18 protein-coding genes are annotated in these 17,815 nt (G+C 30.8%); all 18 read right to left on the minus strand.

Going from position 1 to position 17,815, the window contains the following annotated elements:
- Positions 1-39: 39 nt before the first annotated feature.
- The gene (disA, locus tag I6E31_05665; protein MCF2639461.1) at positions 40-1,089 is read right to left on the minus strand and encodes a DNA integrity scanning protein DisA; all 1,050 of its coding nucleotides are present in this window, start codon (positions 1,087-1,089) and stop codon (positions 40-42) included.
- Positions 1,079-2,470 (minus strand): DNA repair protein RadA, encoded by a 1,392-nt coding sequence (gene radA, locus I6E31_05670; protein MCF2639462.1) that lies wholly within the window; start codon positions 2,468-2,470, stop codon positions 1,079-1,081. The genes disA and radA overlap by 11 nt, the downstream gene beginning before the upstream one ends.
- A gap of 8 nt (positions 2,471-2,478) precedes the next feature.
- Positions 2,479-2,973, minus strand: a complete 495-nt coding sequence (coaD, locus tag I6E31_05675; GenBank protein MCF2639463.1) for a pantetheine-phosphate adenylyltransferase — start codon at positions 2,971-2,973, stop codon at positions 2,479-2,481.
- A 10-nt stretch (positions 2,974-2,983) separates the two neighbouring features.
- On the minus strand, positions 2,984-4,453 hold the full coding sequence (locus tag I6E31_05680) for an Rne/Rng family ribonuclease (protein MCF2639464.1): 1,470 nt from the start codon (positions 4,451-4,453) through the stop codon (positions 2,984-2,986).
- A complete protein-coding gene (locus tag I6E31_05685; GenBank protein MCF2639465.1) occupies positions 4,425-5,474 on the minus strand; it encodes a radical SAM protein in 1,050 nt (349 codons plus the stop codon). The genes I6E31_05680 and I6E31_05685 overlap by 29 nt, the downstream gene beginning before the upstream one ends.
- Positions 5,461-6,168 (minus strand): ribonuclease III, encoded by a 708-nt coding sequence (rnc, locus tag I6E31_05690; protein MCF2639466.1) that lies wholly within the window; start codon positions 6,166-6,168, stop codon positions 5,461-5,463. The genes I6E31_05685 and rnc overlap by 14 nt, the downstream gene beginning before the upstream one ends.
- A gap of 19 nt (positions 6,169-6,187) precedes the next feature.
- On the minus strand, positions 6,188-7,426 hold the full coding sequence (gene fabF / locus I6E31_05695; GenBank protein ID MCF2639467.1) for a beta-ketoacyl-ACP synthase II: 1,239 nt from the start codon (positions 7,424-7,426) through the stop codon (positions 6,188-6,190).
- Between the two features lie 84 nt (positions 7,427-7,510).
- Positions 7,511-7,735 (minus strand): acyl carrier protein, encoded by a 225-nt coding sequence (gene acpP / locus I6E31_05700; protein ID MCF2639468.1) that lies wholly within the window; start codon positions 7,733-7,735, stop codon positions 7,511-7,513.
- A gap of 47 nt (positions 7,736-7,782) precedes the next feature.
- Entirely contained in the window at positions 7,783-8,697 is a 915-nt protein-coding gene (fabD, locus tag I6E31_05705; GenBank protein ID MCF2639469.1) for an ACP S-malonyltransferase, read from the minus strand.
- A 159-nt stretch (positions 8,698-8,856) separates the two neighbouring features.
- A complete protein-coding gene (locus tag I6E31_05710) occupies positions 8,857-9,984 on the minus strand; it encodes a transposase (GenBank protein MCF2639470.1) in 1,128 nt (375 codons plus the stop codon).
- Between the two features lie 171 nt (positions 9,985-10,155).
- Positions 10,156-11,148, minus strand: a complete 993-nt coding sequence (locus I6E31_05715) for a ketoacyl-ACP synthase III (protein MCF2639471.1) — start codon at positions 11,146-11,148, stop codon at positions 10,156-10,158.
- An 8-nt stretch (positions 11,149-11,156) separates the two neighbouring features.
- Positions 11,157-12,173, minus strand: coding sequence for a phosphate acyltransferase PlsX (plsX, locus tag I6E31_05720; GenBank protein MCF2639472.1), 1,017 nt, complete (start codon positions 12,171-12,173; stop codon positions 11,157-11,159).
- A gap of 239 nt (positions 12,174-12,412) precedes the next feature.
- Positions 12,413-12,595 (minus strand): 50S ribosomal protein L32, encoded by a 183-nt coding sequence (gene rpmF / locus I6E31_05725; protein ID MCF2639473.1) that lies wholly within the window; start codon positions 12,593-12,595, stop codon positions 12,413-12,415.
- A 36-nt stretch (positions 12,596-12,631) separates the two neighbouring features.
- On the minus strand, positions 12,632-13,126 hold the full coding sequence (locus I6E31_05730; GenBank protein ID MCF2639474.1) for a DUF177 domain-containing protein: 495 nt from the start codon (positions 13,124-13,126) through the stop codon (positions 12,632-12,634).
- A gap of 84 nt (positions 13,127-13,210) precedes the next feature.
- On the minus strand, positions 13,211-14,308 hold the full coding sequence (gene ychF, locus I6E31_05735; protein ID MCF2639475.1) for a redox-regulated ATPase YchF: 1,098 nt from the start codon (positions 14,306-14,308) through the stop codon (positions 13,211-13,213).
- Positions 14,309-14,464: 156 nt separating this feature from the next.
- Positions 14,465-15,658, minus strand: coding sequence for a sodium/glutamate symporter (gltS, locus tag I6E31_05740; GenBank protein MCF2639476.1), 1,194 nt, complete (start codon positions 15,656-15,658; stop codon positions 14,465-14,467).
- A gap of 46 nt (positions 15,659-15,704) precedes the next feature.
- A complete protein-coding gene (locus I6E31_05745; GenBank protein ID MCF2639477.1) occupies positions 15,705-16,076 on the minus strand; it encodes a hypothetical protein in 372 nt (123 codons plus the stop codon).
- Between the two features lie 123 nt (positions 16,077-16,199).
- Positions 16,200-17,693 carry a Na+/H+ antiporter NhaC family protein gene (locus I6E31_05750; GenBank protein MCF2639478.1) on the minus strand — a complete coding sequence of 498 codons (1,494 nt, stop codon included), beginning with the start codon at positions 17,691-17,693 and terminating at the stop codon, positions 16,200-16,202.
- Positions 17,694-17,815: the final 122 nt, after the last annotated feature.

Consider the following 17,815-nt stretch of genomic DNA (forward strand, 5'->3'; position numbering starts at 1 on the left):
TGAAAATTATAATTTCCAACAGCTTTATATTTCGACAGTCTATTTTTCCAATTCCACAGTATATTTTAATCTCTTCAATCCATTTTTTATAGCTTTTATCTTCAATTTACTTAATTTAGTATCAGATAACTCCTCAATAGGTGCATCTTGAATAGATGCAAGCTCTCCATAAGTATTAATTAACTTATCAATATCCTTCTTAGTTAGCTTACTAATCTTTCCAAGAACTCTATACCCTTTAGGGCTAATCTTATTATCTAAATTGCTATAACTTTTTCTATATCCTAAAGCACTAGAAAAATTCTCTATCTCTAACAACTCTATATTTGTAAGATTTGCTATTTGTGACATAACATCTTCATAAGTTGTATCACTACTCATATAGTCACTTAAAAACTCTTCCATATCTTCATTGATATCTTGCTCCAAATCTTTAAGTTGAAGATCCATCAATCTTCCCTCTGTTCCAAGCTCTACAACATACCCTTTTAATTCATCATCAATTCTTCTCATCATCTCAAATCTTTGAAGAACTTGAGCTACATCATATAGTGTTACAATATCATCCAATTCCAATATTGTAAGATTAGCTAAAGATTTGTCTAAAACATATCTATATCTTTCCATAGTTTTTAATGCCTGAGCAGCTTCACTTGTTATCTCTGATGTATTTTTTAATTTATATCTTATATCCCCTTTATACAGGCTTACAACTTTTTTTCTTTCTGAAACAGCTATTACAAGCTTCCCTGTCTGCTTTCCTGCCCTTTGAGCTGTTCTATGTCTAGTTCCACTTTCCTCTGATGAATATTTCCTATCAACTTGTAGATGTACATTGGCATAAAGTATTTTTTTACATTCATCATCAACTATTATGGCTCCATCCATTTTAGCTAATTCAAAAACTCTCTCTGGTGTATAGTCACAATTTATTACAAATCCACCATCAAGCATTTTCTCAACTGTTTCATCAATTCCTACTACAATAAGAGCTCCTATTCCACCATCTAGTATGTTATCTATTCCATCTCTAAGAGGTGTCCCTGGAGTTATCTGCATCAACATTGATTCTAGCTTTTTATTGATCATCTTTATTCATCCTTTCTAAAAGTTCTTCTAAATTTTTTAAATATATTAATTTTAATTTATATTTGTGACTATTTTTTTCTATCTCTTTTCTATTAGCCTCTGGAATATAGACACCTTTAAAACCTAATTTTTCTAATTCTCTCAATCTTTTCTCAATAAAGAAAACCTTTCTTATCTCTCCACGTAAACCTAGTTCTCCAATAGCAGCTATTTTTTGACTTATCTCTACCCCTTTATATACAGACATTAGAGATATCAACACAGCTAAATCTGCTGCTGGATCTGCTATACTCAAACCACCAGGAATATTTACAAAGAGATCTTTCATTCCCAATGCCATGTGCATCTTTTTCTCAGCTATCGCTGTTAAAATCTGGATTCTATTTCTATCAAACCCTTGAACTATTCTTTTAGGTATTCCTATGGTAGTTTCTGTTATCAGAGTTTGTATTTCAAGTAAAAATACTTTTGTTCCTTCCAATACAGGTACAACCATACTTCCTGCATTTTTTTCATCTCTTTCACTTAAAAAATATTCAGAGGAGTTTTTTATCTCTTTCATTCCATCCTCTTCCATACTAAAAACTGCCAACTCATTAGTTGATCCAAATCTATTTTTAGTACTTCTTAAGATTCTATAAAAGAGTCCCTCTTCTCCCTCAAAGTTAAATACAGCATCAACCATATGTTCTAACATCTTAGGTCCTGCTACCTTACCATCTTTAGTTATATGACCAACAATGAAAAAAGAGATATTATATTTTTTAGCAAGTTCTATGATTTTTAAAGTGCATTCTCGAATTTGTGTAGGTGTTCCTGGAATTGAATCTATATTTGAATTATATAATGTTTGAATAGAATCTACAACTACAACTTTAGGTTTTTTTGAAATTAGATACTCATATATATTAGCCATATCTGTTTCAGCCATTAAAAATAGATTATCACTCTCTATTTTTAATCTCTCACCTCTATTTTTTACTTGAGAGGGAGATTCTTCACCTGAAATATAAATTACACTTCCATAAGCAGTATACTCTTTAGCTACTTGTAAAAGAAGAGTAGATTTTCCTATTCCAGGGTTTCCAGTAACTAATACTACTTCACCTTGAAGTAGCCCTCCACCTAAAATTCTATCAAACTCTCCAATTCCTGTGATATATCTATAAGTTTGTTCCTGTTTTATCTCTTTAAAAGAGAATACCTTTTCAGATATCTCTTTTACTGATGCTGTTGTTGCCACAACTGGAGCTCCAACAGTTACACTTTCTATCTCCTCTTCAAAAGTTCCCCACTCATTACATTGAGGACATTTTCCCAACCATTTAGGAGATTTATATCCACATTCACTACACACATAAAAACTTTTATTTTTTGCCACAACAACACCTATCCTTTGATAGTTTTTGCTTTTTCCCTCACTATCTCAGCAATTTTATCATCAACAAATATATCTAGTCTTGCTCCTACCATAGCAGCTTCCCTTACAGAACTTGAGCTTAAATACATATATTCTCTTGCTGCTGGAATAAATATTGTATCAACATCTCCATCTGAAAGATCATGATTTGCAAAAGCATAACCTAACTCATACTCATAATCTGATACAGCTCTCAATCCTCTTATTATTATATCAGCATTATTTTCCTTCATAAAATTAATTAGAAGTCCATCAAAACTTTTTACTTCTATCTTGTCACTATCTTCTCCAACTAAAAGCTTTATCATATTTTTTCTCTCTTCTAAAGAAAACCAACATTTCTTATTAGTATTATTCATAACTGCAACAATAAGTTTATCAGTTATTTTAAGAGATTTTTTTATTACATCATAATGTCCTTTTGTTATTGGATCAAAGCTTCCTGCATAAACACCTATTTTCATGTTCTCTCCTCTATTTAACTAGAATTATCTCATATTGAGTATCGTTATTTATTCCTACTTCTAGCTCTATACTTTTCCCTTTATTTTTTAGATATTCTCTCATTATATCAAAATATACTTCAGTAAAAGAGTCTTTAAGTCTCTTTGAAAGTACAACTTTTATCTTACTTATATCCCTATCATCTGAAGATAATTTTATCTCTTTTATAAGCTCATGAACTAAAGCATCTTGAGATTTTACCTTACCAGTTCCATTACAATATGGACATACCTCTTGATAGTAATAAGCTAGTGGCTTTCCAGTTCTCTTTCTTGTCATCTCAACAAGACCTAAATCTGTAAAATGCACTATATTATTTTTAATTCTATCTTTTTGTAAATTTTTCTCTAGCTCTTCAATAACTCTAACTTTATCCTCTTCCACTCTCATATCAATAAAGTCAATTATTATAATTCCACCAAAGTTACGAAGCCTCAACTGCCTTGGTATCTCTCTAGCTGCCTCTACATTGGTATTTACAACTGTTTCCTCTAAATTATAACTACCTGTATTTTTTCCTGTATTTACATCTATACTTATTAGTGCTTCTGTCTTTTGAATTACAAGATAACCTCCACATTCAAGCCATACAACTTCATTTAAAGCCTTCTCTATCTCTTCACTTATTCCATACAGATCAAAAATCTCTTTCTCATCACTATCTCTATATAGTTTAATCTTAGTTTTCAATGTCTTTTCACTAAAAGCATTTACATAGTCTATTATCTCCCAATAAACCTCTTCATTATCAACTATAAGTTCATCTATATCATTTGAAAAGATATCTCTCAATACAGTTGTCACTATTCCATTATCTTTATATAGAACCTCTCCTATCTTAGCTCCCTTAATTTTTTTCTCAATATCTTCCCATTTTTTTACAAGATACTCTATCTCTCTTTCAAAATGAAATTCACTTTTTCCATAGGCAGCTGTTCTAATAATTACTCCCATATTAGCAGGCTTTATATCTTTAAAAATATTTTCTAATCTTTCTCTCTCTTCCTCATCTTTAATCTTTTTAGAGATAGCTATATGATCATTATTTGGCATCAATACCAAATATTTTCCTGGTATTGTAAAGTGTGTTGTTACTCTTGCTCCCTTATTTCCACGAGGTTCATTTAAAATTTGTACTACTACTTCATCACCAACAGTTAAAATATCCTCTATTGGTCTATTGCTATTCAAAATTCCATCTAAATATTTCTCTTCAAACTCTCTTAAATCATTTACATAAAGAAATCCATTTTTTTCCAATCCTATATTTACAAAAGCTGATTCCATTCCTGGAAGAACATTGGCAACTTTTCCCTTATAAATACTTCCATTTATTCTTCCTTCCTCTTCTCGCTCCACTAGGATTTCAACCACTTTTCCATCTTCAATTATAGCTGCTCTAGATTGAAAGTCATCTATATTGATTACTATTTGATTCATTGCTCTCCTCTCTAAGGATCTCTACTCTTGAATATATTTTTCCATTTACAACAACTATATCTTTTGATAAACTGTTGTCTATTTTTATATTAAAATACTCCTTTAATCTTAATCTATTCGCTTTTTTTATTCCAACTATTTTAGATATATTTACCTCTGCTGTTTCAATATCTAATTTTTTCTCTCTATCTGCAATTTTTTTCAAAAAATTATAATAGATCTCTGTTTCAACTAATTCTCTAAAAGCAGGGTGAAATGGACCACCTAAAACTACACCATCTTCTCTTAGATCTTCACTTGGTTGAAGTCCAACTCTAATTACATTAACACCATTTAATTCAAGAAGTGTATATATTTTTCTAGTTCTTTCTACAGCCTCTTCAATAGAGAGAGCATGATACTCCCCTTTTAAAAACATCTCCTCTAACTTAGTATTTTTTATAACTAAAGTTGGGTATATTCTAGCTACATCTGGTTGCATCTCTAAAGCTCTCAATGCTGTTAAATAATCACTTTCTATTGTTGCCTCTGGTAATCCTATCATCAGTTGAATTCCTAGCTCTATTCCATACTCCTTTAAAAGTTTACAAGCCTCTGCTACCACTTCAACTGGATAATATCTCGCTGTTGCCTTTAAAACTTTCTCATCTAAAGATTGCACCCCTAGTTCAACAGATGTTACACCATACTTTTTTAATTGCTCCACTATCTCTCTGTTGATACAATCTGGTCTTGTAGACAGTCTTATTCCATCTATTAACCCTTTTTTTATATATTCATATACTGTTTCTAAATATTCTTTTTGAAGTTTTAAAGAAATTCCTGTAAAAGTTCCACCAAAAAATGCCACCTCTTTCTTGGAATTTTTTGGAAGAGTTTCTAAATACATTTCTATAATTTTTCTGACATCTTCCATAGTCACATCAGTTTCACGACCATTTATCTTCTTTTGATTACAGAATACACAAGCATTTGGACAACCAAAATGGCTTATAAATATTGGTATATTATAGTGTTTCATGGATTTTTACTCCTAATTTTTTACATAGTTCTTTAGCTGCAGATTGCTCAGCACTTTTCTTATTTTTTCCAGTTCCACTTCCAACCATTTCCCCAACTGTTACTGCAATTTCAAATACTTTTTGATGATCTGGTCCTGTTTCATTTACAACTTGATAAATAGGTATTAATTTATACTCTCTTTGACTATACTCTTGTAATATAGTTTTAAAGTCTAAAATATCCTCATTTTTATCAACATGATCTATCGAATCTTGTATATGACTTAAAGCATATTTTTTAGCAGTTTCAAAATTTGAATCTAAATAGATAGCCCCTAAAATAGCTTCAAAAGCATCTCCTAAGATAGAACTTCTATCTCTTCCACCTGTCATCTCTTCTCCCTTACTTAAAAGAAGATATTTTCCTACATCCATTTTCTTTGAAATCTCTGCTAATACTGGCTCACTTACTACCATAGATTTTATTTTGGCTAAATCTCCCTCTGTTGAGTTCTCATGACTTTTATACAAATATTCAGTAACAACAAGATCTAGAACTGCATCTCCTAGCAGTTCTAGTCTTTCGTTGCTTATTTTTTTGTATCTTCTGTGTTCATTTCCAAAAGATCTATGGATAAGTGAATTTTTTAAAAGCTCTTTATTCTTAAATGAGTAACCTAAATTTTCTTCTAGCTCTAAATAATTCTTCTTCAACTTATCCTCCTATATTTAATTACTTATATTTTCTCATTGCTATTACAGCATTATGTCCACCAAATCCAAGAGAACTTGACATTGCTACATTAATTTCTCTTTCTACTGGTGTATTTGGTGCATAGTTTAAATCACATATTGGATCTGGATTATCATAGTTAATTGTTGGTGGTATTATTCCTGTATCTATTGCCATAGCTATTAATACAGCTTCAATTCCTCCAGCAGCTCCTAGTCCATGTCCTGTTGCTCCCTTTGTAGATGAAACAACTAATTCATTTGCTCTATCTCCAAAAGCTGTTTTTATTGCCATTGTTTCGTTTTTATCATTAGCAGGTGTTGAAGTTCCATGTGCATTTATATAGTCAACTTCTTCAGGATTGATATTTCCCTCTTTCATAGCCATTTTAAATGCTCTTGCTGCTCCTTCTCCTCCATCAGCTGGTGCTGTAATATGGTAAGCATCGCAAGTTTCTCCATATCCTACTACTTCAGCATATATTTTAGCTCCTCTAGCTTTTGCATGTTCTAATTCTTCAAGAATAAGGATTCCTGCTCCCTCTCCCATTACAAATCCATCTCTATCTGCTGAGAATGGTCTTGATGCTTTTGCTGGCTCGTCATTTCTAGTAGATAGTGCTTTCATATTCGCAAAAGCATTCATAGCAAATGGAGTTATAGCTGCCTCTGCTCCTCCAGCTATCATAACTTTAGCTCTTCCATTTTTTATCATTTCAAAAGCATCTCCTACTGAATGAGTTCCAGCAGCACATGCAGTTACTATTGATTTATTAGGTCCTTTTGCTCCATAATAGATTCCAATGTTTCCAGCAGCCATATTAGCTATCATTCCTGGGATTGTAAATGGAGATATTCTTCTAACTCCTTTTTCTATCATTGTTCCATGTTGAGCTTCAAATATCTCAATTCCTCCTATACCAGAAGAAACAATAACTCCAACATCTTCACAGTTATTTTCATCTATAGTTAATTTAGAATCTTCTAAAGCCATTTTTGTTGCAGCTAAAGCAAATTGAGTATTTCTAGCTAATTTTTTTATCTCTTTTTTCTCAATTCCAAATTCTAAAGGATCAAAATCTTTAACTTCTCCTGCTATTTTTACTGGCATATCTGTAGTATCATATGATTTTATTAGATCTATTCCAGTTTCCCCTGCTAAAATTCTTTTCCAACTTTTTTCTAGACCTGTTCCCAATGCTGTTATTAGTCCTAGTCCTGTAACTACTACTCTATTCATCTGTTCACCTCTATTTTTTTTAATATATATAAGTAACGGGGTACTTTTTGAATACCCCGTTACTTAAAATATCTGATTTTTTTCTTATTTGTGAGCTTCTACATAATCAATAACATCTTGAACTGTTTTGATTTTTTCAGCTTCAGTATCAGGAATTTCTACTCCAAATTCTTCTTCGAAAGCCATTATTAATTCAACTGTATCTAGTGAATCTGCTCCTAAATCTTCTACAAAGCTAGCCTCTGCAGTTACTTGTTCTGGATCAACGCTTAGTTGTTCAACAACTATTTCTCTTATTTTATCTAACATTTTTTTCCTCCTTAAGTTTCTTATATCTATAGTATTATACTTAGATTTTACATTATATTTTCAAAATCTTCAAGCTTTTCTATATTTTTTACTTGGATTTCTTTATCTATTTTTTTAATAAGTCCAGCTAAAACTTTTCCTGGTCCAATTTCATAGATTTGTGTAACCCCTTCAGCTTTTAGTTTTTGAATAGTTTCAACCCATCTTACTGGACCAAAACTTTGTTTATATATCTCTTCTTTTATCTCATCTACATTTTGAAGAACTTCAGCTGTAGTATTAGCAACTAATTTAACATCTGTCATTTGGAAGTTATATTTTTCAGCTTCCTCTTTTAATTTCTCTCCTGCCTCTTGCATAAGTAATGAGTGGAAAGGTCCTGATACAGCTAGTGGCATTGCTCTTCTTGCTCCAGCTTCTTTTAAAGCTACACAAGCTCTTTCAATAGCATCTTTTTGCCCAGCTATAACTGTTTGTTTAGGCTCATTAAAGTTTACTGCTTCAACAATTCCTTCTACTGTTTTTAATGTTTCTACTATTTTATCTGAATCAAGTCCAATAATTGCAGCCATTCCACCATTAACTTTAACAGCTACATCATTCATGAACTTTCCTCTTGCACTTGTAAGTTTTACTGCTTCATCTATACTTAAATATCCTGCTGCTCCAAATGCTGCATACTCTCCAACAGAGTGTCCTGCTACAAAATCAGCTTTTATTCCTTTTTCTTCTAGTAATTTAGTAAGTATTAAACTCATTGAAACTATTGCTGGTTGAGTATTTTTTGTTTCTTTTAATGCTTCTTCTGGTCCTTCAAACATAACTGTTTTTAGATCAAAATCTAAACTTGAGAAAAGTTTATCAAACTCTTTTCTAGCTAGTTCATTATTTTCATATAATTCTTTTCCCATTCCTACATATTGAGCTCCTTGCCCTGGGAAAACAAAAGCTATTTTAGACATAATACCGTTGCCAAAAATCTATAAAAATATAGAAATTCGTTTATTTCCTTCTTCACAGAATCCGATTTTGCCGTAGCTACTTTCGTTTGATATAACTCTCCAAAGGCTTAAATTCGGATACAACGAATCCTACACATTAGCATTTTCTTATTTGTGAAATTATGCTAATTTATACATAGATAAATTTAGTGAAGCATTATAATCTCTATCAATCACTGCTCCACAATGTGGACACCTATAAATTCTATCTTTTAACTTTAAATCTCTTTTTATAAAACCACATTTACTACAAGTTTTTGATGATGGATAAAATCTATCTGCTACTACTAATTCAATTCCATTTAATTCTGTTTTATATGTTAGATATTTTTTAAACTTATTAAAACATTGTTTTCTTACTGAATCAGACAGATGTTTATTTTTCATCATTCCAGAAACATTTAAATCTTCTATTACAATTCTGTTTGGTTTGGTTTTCACTATACTTGTTGTAACTTGATGAAGATAGTTATTTCTAATATTTGTTAATTTCCTATGTATTAGTTTTGTTGTATTTTCTAACTTTTCTATATTTTTAGTTTTGATAAATTGACAACTTCCTCCTTTCATAATTTTATTTAATTTATATTTTCTACTAATTTGCCTTTGTTTATGTTTTAATCTTTTTTCTAATTTTTTAACTTCTTTAGTTTTATTAATATTTTTAAAAACTTTTCCATCTGAACAAATAGCTAAATCTTTTAATCCTAAATCTACACCTAATGAAATATCTGTTAATTCTTCCTGAATTTTATTAACTTCTACTCCTACAGATATATACCAATACTTATTATCATAAGTAATTCTAGGATTATTATATTTAACTTCAACAGGTATTTGTTCATTTGTTTTTATCCAACCTACTTTTTCAATTAATACTTTTTTCTCTTTAACTTTTAATTTAATAGGGTCATTATAAAAACTAGCTTTGCTTTTCTTTCTACTTTTAAATTTTGGCTTATTAGCTAAACCTTCAAAAAATCTTTTATAGCCATTACAAGCATCTTTTACAGCTTGTTTAGTTACATTATTCGATACTTTATTTAACCATGATAGTTCTGACTTTTTAAGTTGAGTTAATTCTTTTCTAATGACTCCATCGCTAATAAACTTGCCAGCATTTCTATAATTTTCTTCTTGTTTTGCAAGAGTATAATTATAGATAAATCTAGCAGTTCCAATAGATTGCCACAATTTTTGTTCTTGCTCTTTAGTTGGATAAAGTCTAACTTTCTTTGCAAGTATCATCTTCTATTAACTCCTTAATCATTTTTTATTTTAATTAGGTTTGTACAATAAACTATAAACTATTTAGATATTATTATAGAAATTTATATATTTTTAATACTAGTTCTAACCCCCTTCTATTAATTACACCTGTTTTTTTAATATATCACAGCTTAAAAATTATGTCAATAATTAATAAGCCCATTTCATTATTATTGATCCGTAAGTAAGTCCTCCACCGAATCCAGTAAGGGCTATTAAATCTCCTTTTTGAATTAATCCTTTTTCTTTTGCTTCACCAAGTGCTAATCCTATTGATGCAGCAGAAGTATTTCCATATTTATTTAAATTTAAATAGAATTTCTCCATAGGTACATGAATTCTCTTTGCTGCTGATTCAATAATTCTAACATTTGCTTGATGAGGGAATATCATTTTTAACTCTTCAGCTTTTACATTAGCTATTTTTAAAGCCTTATTAGTAGCAAGTGGAAGTGCATGTACAGCAAATTTAAATACATCATGTCCTTTCATTACTAAGAAGTTTTCTTTATTAGCTATTGTTTCTGCATCATTAGGTTTTTTACTTCCTCCAGCTGGTATTTTAAGGATCATATCATCTTCACCCTCAGCTCCAAGGTGAGTAGAAAGCATTCCATAACCATCTTCAACTTCTGAAACTATTGCTGCTGCTGCTCCATCTCCAAAAAGTATACAGTTGCTTCTATTTTCCATATCTACTATTCTTGAAAGAACTTCTCCTCCCAATACTAAGATATTTTTGTATACTCCTCCTCTTACCATAGATCCTGCTATTGTAAGAGCATACATAAATCCACTACATGCTGCATTTACATCAAAACAAGGGATTTGTTTTACTCCAAGCTTATTTTGAACTAAACAAGCTGTACTTTGTGTAATATAGTCTGGAGTAACAGTTGCAACTATTATCATATCTAAATCTTCAGCTGTCATATTTGCATCTGCTAAAGCTTTTTTAGCAGCTTCTACACATAGATCTGAAGTTGCTTGTTCAGGAGCTGCATATCTTCTTTCCTCTACTCCTGTCATTGTTCTTATCCATTCATCAGTTGTATCTAGTATCTTTTCAAAATCAAAGTTTGTCATAACTTTTTCTGGCACATAGTATCCAAGTCCTTTTATTCCTACGCTTTTGAATTCCATCTATCCTCCTATTTCTCTTCTACTTCTATATTATCTATATCTATAACTTTCTTCATCTCTTCCACGAAATTAAGTTTTGCAAATTTTTCAGCAACTTTAATTGCATTTTTAATTGCCACAGCATCTGAATTTCCATGAGCTTTGATAGAGATTCCATTCAATCCTAAGAAAATAGCCCCTCCATACTCTGAAGAATCCATTTTTGATTTTACAACTTTTAAAGCTGGCATTAAAAGCAGTGCTCCTAATTTATATATAAAGCTCTTTGAAACTTCTGTTTTAATAACATCTAGTATAAATTTACCTATTCCCTCTGCAGTTTTTAAAACCATATTTCCTGTAAATCCATCAGTTACTACTACATCTATATTCCCATTCATAACTTCTGTACTCTCTACATTTCCAACAAAATTTATACTTTTATTTTCTTTTAATAGATTATATGCCTCTCTAGTAACTTCGTTTCCTTTTCCCTCTTCAGTTCCTATATTTAAAAGTCCAACTTTAGAGTCCTTTCTTCCTAATAAAATCTCCATATACTTAGATCCCATCATAGCATACTGATTTAAAAATTCAGGTTTACAATCAGCAGTAGCTCCAACATCTAACATTAACATATGTCCCTTTTTATTTGGAAACATTGTTGCAATAGCTGGTCTTAAAACTCCTTTTATTCTTTTTAATTTTAATTGACTAGCTGTTATTAAAGCTCCAGTATTTCCTGCTGAAACAGAGGCATTAACTGTTCCATCTTTTACAAGCTCTAAAGTTTTATTCATAGATGAATCTTTTTTGCTTTTTACAGCAACAACAGGCTCATCAGTCATCTCTATTATCTCTCTAGCATCAACTATTTCAATTTTTTCTTTATTATATTTATATTTAGAAAGTTCAGCTTCAATAACCTCTTTTTTTCCAACAAGAACTAATTCTAATTCACTTACTTCCTCTAATGCAGCGACAGCCCCTTTTATTGTTTCCAAAGGTGCATTATCCCCACCCATAGCATCTAAAGCTATTTTCATCTTATCCTCCTAAATTTAAAGTCTATCTTCATATATTATACATTAAATTTTTTATTTATAAAACCATATATTTCAAATATTATAAAATTAATTTATTTTTTAAACTATCTAGAATATCATAACACAATATCCAAAAAAAACAAGCTAATTCTTATCTTTAATCTTTAGAAACAAAAAAATAAAAAAAGACAAGATTTCATCCTCTTGTCTTTTTTTATTTTTTAACAACTAAGTTTTAATTACTCAGCGTCTCCAGCTAAAACTTTTTTACCATTGTAATCTCCACAGTTTAAACATACTCTGTGAGGTCTTTTTGGTGCTCCACAAGCTTCACAAGTTGTTAGACCAATTCCAGTTAAAGCATGATGAGATCTTCTCATGTTCTTTTTAGCCTTAGATGTCTTTTTCTTAGGTACTGCCATCTTAGTTTCCCTCCTACTACACTCATATTTAAAAATTTAATTTTTTATTTGTAATAATTGTTGCCACCTAGAATCTATTCCATGATTGCTATATTTTTCTATTTCAGAATCATCTTCACATTCAGGATCACATTGTGGATATGGGGGCAAATCAAGTATTATATACTCTCTAACCAAATTAACAAGATCTATCTCTCCATCTATGATTTCATCATAAATTTCATTACTGTCAATTTCACATTCAACTTTTAGATTTCTCATATATTGTCTATATGCACTTTCATCTAAAAAAGTTCCTGTAAACTCTCCAGCTAGATCTTCTCCAATGTTTTTTAAACATCTTACACATTGAACTTCAATTTTTGTAGAATACTTTCCACTAACTTCAACCTTACCACTTCCATCTGAAATAGCTGTTCCAACAATATGAAGTTTATCTTTAAGCACTACATCATCTATTGTATCAACGTAAAAATCAAATCCTATTGTATTATTAAGAGCGCTGCTAAAATCCTTTATCTTTAATTTCAAGACAACCTCCTCCAATCTATACCTAGATATTTTACTAATTTTTTTAAACCTTGTCAAGTAAAATTTCTTAACATTTATTTTATTTTACACATTGAAAAGGAATTCCATTAAATCTCCATCTTTAACTATGTACTCTTTTCCTTCAAGTCTTAAAACTCCAGCTTCTTGAGCACCTTTCCATCCTGAATATTTAATGAAGTCATCAAAAGAAACAACTTTTGCTCTGATAAATCCTTTTTCAAAATCTGTATGAATTTCCCCTGCTGCTTTTGGAGCTGTATCTCCTATTTTTATAGTCCAAGCTCTTACCTCTTTAACTCCAGCAGTAAAATAAGTTTGAAGTCCTAATAGTTTAAATCCTGCTCTTATAAGTCTATTTAGTCCAGCTTCTTCTACTCCAAGAGCTTCTAAATATTCTTGCTTGCTCTCTTCATCATCCATCTCTTGTAACTCTGCCTCAACTTTAGCTGAAACTATTACAACTTCTGATCCTAAATTAGCTGCATACTCTTTTACTTTTTCTACATATTCATTTCCTGCTGCTAAATCATCTTCAGATACATTTGCTGCAAAAATCATAGGTTTTAAAGTTAGTAATTGGTATGTTCTTAATAATTCTAACTCTTCTGGTGTTAATTCCATAGTTTTTAAAAGTTGAAACTCTTCTAAGTGAGCTTTACATTTAGTTAAAACTGGCATTAACTCCATTGATTCTTTATTTTTATTTACAACTAATTTTTTATGTTTTTCTATTGCTTTATCTATTGTTTCCATGTCAGCAAAAATAAGCTCTGTATTAATAACTTCAATATCTCTTATAGGATCTACAGAACCACTTACATGGATTACATTATCATCTTCAAAACATCTTACAACTTGGCAAATTGCTGCTGTTGTTCTGATGTTTGAAAGGAATTTATTTCCTAGCCCCTCTCCCTTAGCTGCTCCTTTTACAAGCCCTGCTATATCTATAAATTCAACTGTTGCTTGTACTATTCTTTGTGGATTGATTATTTCAGCTAATTGATCTAATCTTTTATCTGGTACAGTTACCATTCCAACATTTGGTTCTATTGTACAAAAAGGATAGTTTGCTGCCTCTGCTGCTCCAGCCTTTGTTATTGCATTAAAAAGTGTAGATTTCCCAACATTTGGAAGTCCTACTATTCCGATTCCTATCATTAAAAAGCCCCTCCTAAAAATTTATATTACTCTAAATTTTAACATATATTAGAGGTTTTGTAAATACTAAGAAAAAAATGAGGCTAGTCAATATGACTAGCCTTTATTTATGATTTTAGGGTCTCACAACAAAAATAGAAAATTCTTTCAAACATATTATTTAAACATATTTATAAAGAATGTAATAACTGTTGCATTTGTAAAATCTATAAATAATGCTCCTACTACTGGTAATACAAAGAATGCTCTTGGAGCTGGTCCATTTTCCTTAGTGAAAACTTCCATATTTGCCATTGCATTTGGTGTTGCACCTAAACCAAATCCACAATGTCCTGTTGCCATAACTGCAGCATCATAATCTTTTCCATTAAATCTAAATGTTATAAAGTATGCAAATAATGCCATTATTGCTGTTTGAACTAATAATATACTTATAATAGGAATTGCTAAATCTGCTAGTTCCCATAATTTTAATGTCATTAGTGCCATTGCTAAGAATAAAGATAGGGCTATATTCCCTGTAATAGCTATTTCATTCATAGGAAGATTTTTCTTTTGCATATCAGCTATATTTCTAATTATAGCAGCAATAAACATAGGTCCTATATATGCTGGAATTACTATTCCATATTTTTTTAAGAATGGAGCAATACAATATCCTATACCCATTGATAATGCAATTACAACAACTGCACTAAATAAAGTTTCTTCTGATACTGGTTTCTCGTCATTTTCTTCTAAAGCTTCTACTGTTCCTTCCCTATCTTCTAAACTAGGTTTTAAATTATGCTTATCTCTTAATCTCTTTGCAACTGGTCCTCCAATTAAACATCCAGCTATCAATCCATAAGTAGCTGCTGCTATTGAAACTGATAATCCTCCAGTTACTCCAAACTCTTCAAGCACAGGTCCAAAAGCTCCTGAAGTTCCATGTCCTCCAGTTAGTGGAACTGATCCTACTGCTAGTCCTAAAAGAGGGTGTTCACCAAACATTTTTGCCATAGATACACCAACAATATCTTGAATTATAACTAAAACTGTAGCTGTTATTAAGAATACAACAACTCCTACTCCACCTTTTTTCAATAATTTTCCACTAGCTGTAAATCCTATTGTAGTAAAGAATATTGTCATTAAAAAATCTTTTAAAACGTTGTCAAAACTAAAGCTAAAAGCTCCTGTATTATGTCCTATCAATAAAAGTATCGAAAATATTACTCCACCTACAACTGGAGCTGGAATAAAAAATCTTTCTAAAAAATTAACTCTTTTCTTTATCTCTCTCCCTAATAAAAGTACTAATATTGATATTGCCAAAGTTTCCGCCATATTAAAGTTTAATTCTAACATAAATTCCCTCCAAATTATTTAATTTTAATCTAAAAAGATTAAAATCCTATAATCTGAGGACTCTTTTCTCATCTCTTTGTAATATAGTTTTCCTAAAATAAGAGATCTCTTTTATTCTTGAATTTATCTTTTCTAATGAAATCTCTATCTTAAGAACCTGTTCTAACTTCTCCTCTAAGTTTTCAAGAGGATTATTACTGTTGTTATCTCTATCTAGTTTGGAAATTTCTCCTTTTATTTCACTAATTATTAAAGGAATGTAATTTTTTAAATTTGTATTATATGTTGAAAGAATCTTTGTTATCTCTTTTTTTTCTTGTGGGGAATTATTAAAAGATAGTGAATTTCTATTTATATTAACTAATAGTAGAAAAATAAATAAAAAACTATAACCTAAAAAAGTTAATTTTCTTTTCATAATTTCACCCCCCATCTTTTTATAATTTTTATACCATTTTAGTATGGAAAAGTCAATATTTTTAATAATTTATTTTAAAACAATACAAAAGGGAAAGATGTTTTCTTTCCCTTTTAAAGTTAATTAATTTCCTGCTGAATGTAAAGCTGCTTCATCAGCTTTCTTTTCTTCTGCTGTTTTCAATCTTACTTTTGGTTCTGATGGTAATCCAAACTTAGGAATAAATCTATCAAATCCTGTTAATGTTAGTAATAACATACTTGCTACTGCTACATATGCTATAAAGTTATATTTGATTATATCCATTGGAACAAAGTCATGAATAGGATATACTGTTGTTGCTATTCCTATATAGAATCCTATGTATACATGCCATGGGATTAATTGAGATCCAAATACACCCATTGCGTCACTAAATGTTGCGTTTCTTAGTTTTAATGTATACATATCTTCTTCACTTGCTACTACGTTCTTTTCTACTAGGTTTCTAATGATTGGTCCTATTGTTACTATTTGTGCCATCTCATCTGCTAGTGCCATATTTCCAAATATTGATAACATTCCATTCCAGAACATTAATTGTCTTACGTTTCTTGAAATCTTTCCTACTAATGTTGATATAGGTTTAAAGGCATCCATTACCTTCATTATTCCTCCGAAGGCTGCTACCCACATCATCATTACTACAACCCATGCTCCTGCATCTGCAAAACCTTTCATTACTAGATCATTTAAATAGTCAGTTGTACTTCCTACTGTTCCAGCCATTTTTCCTAATGCATATGCTACTGCTATTCCTGCAAATAGACAGATAAATGTTTGATATCCCATAAATGCTAGTGCAAGAACTACTATTAAAGGTATAATCATGTAGTAAGGAACTCCATCTCTTACTTGATTTAGAAGTGTTACTGCTGATTCTCTCTCTTCTGCTAGTTTTACCCATACTTCTTGAGGTATTTGGTTAATTGCATCTGCTCCATTTCCTGCTGTTCCTGGTAGTCCCATTGTAATTCCAGCTACTCCAAATAATACAATTCCTGTTAATAGAACTAATCCTGACCAAACTCCTTGGTGTCTAATTCTTCTAACAACTTCTACCCCTTGAATTCCTGAACTTACTATTGTTGTATCTGAAATAAGTCCTATATTATCTCCAAAACAAGCTCCTCCTGCTATTGCTCCTACTGTTAATGGTAAACTTCCACCAACAATATGGTTAAGCCATAAGAAGATTGGTGCACATGCTGCAAATGTTCCCCAGCTTGATCCTGTTGCAATAGATAGTACAGATGTTACAATAGCTCCTACTAAAGCTACTGTTTTAGCTGTAATTCCTAGATTTAAAGCCATATTGATAATTGCTGCTCCAACCCCTGTAGACATAAATGTTTCCGCCATTGCATAAGCTGCCATCAAGATAAATAAAGCTATTGTTATCTCTCTTACATTAGCTATTGCTGCATCAAGTATAAATGCAAACTTTTTCTTTTCTGTCCACATTGCTACTAATGCTGCAACTATTGTTGCTAAAGGTGCTGCTATTAAAGCATCAAAACCACTTATCATTAATATTGCTAGAACAACTACTGGACTCAATTTCAATATCGCGACCATATTTTTACCTCCAAAAAATTTTAATTTCAGATAAAACAAGTATTTATAACTTTAGTCGTTTCTATTTCTACAAAAAGAATAAAAAAATATACTCCCTAACCTATACTTTCCTTTTCTCTCTG

The organism is Fusobacterium varium (assembly GCA_021531615.1).
GTDB lineage: Bacteria > Fusobacteriota > Fusobacteriia > Fusobacteriales > Fusobacteriaceae > Fusobacterium_A > Fusobacterium_A varium_C.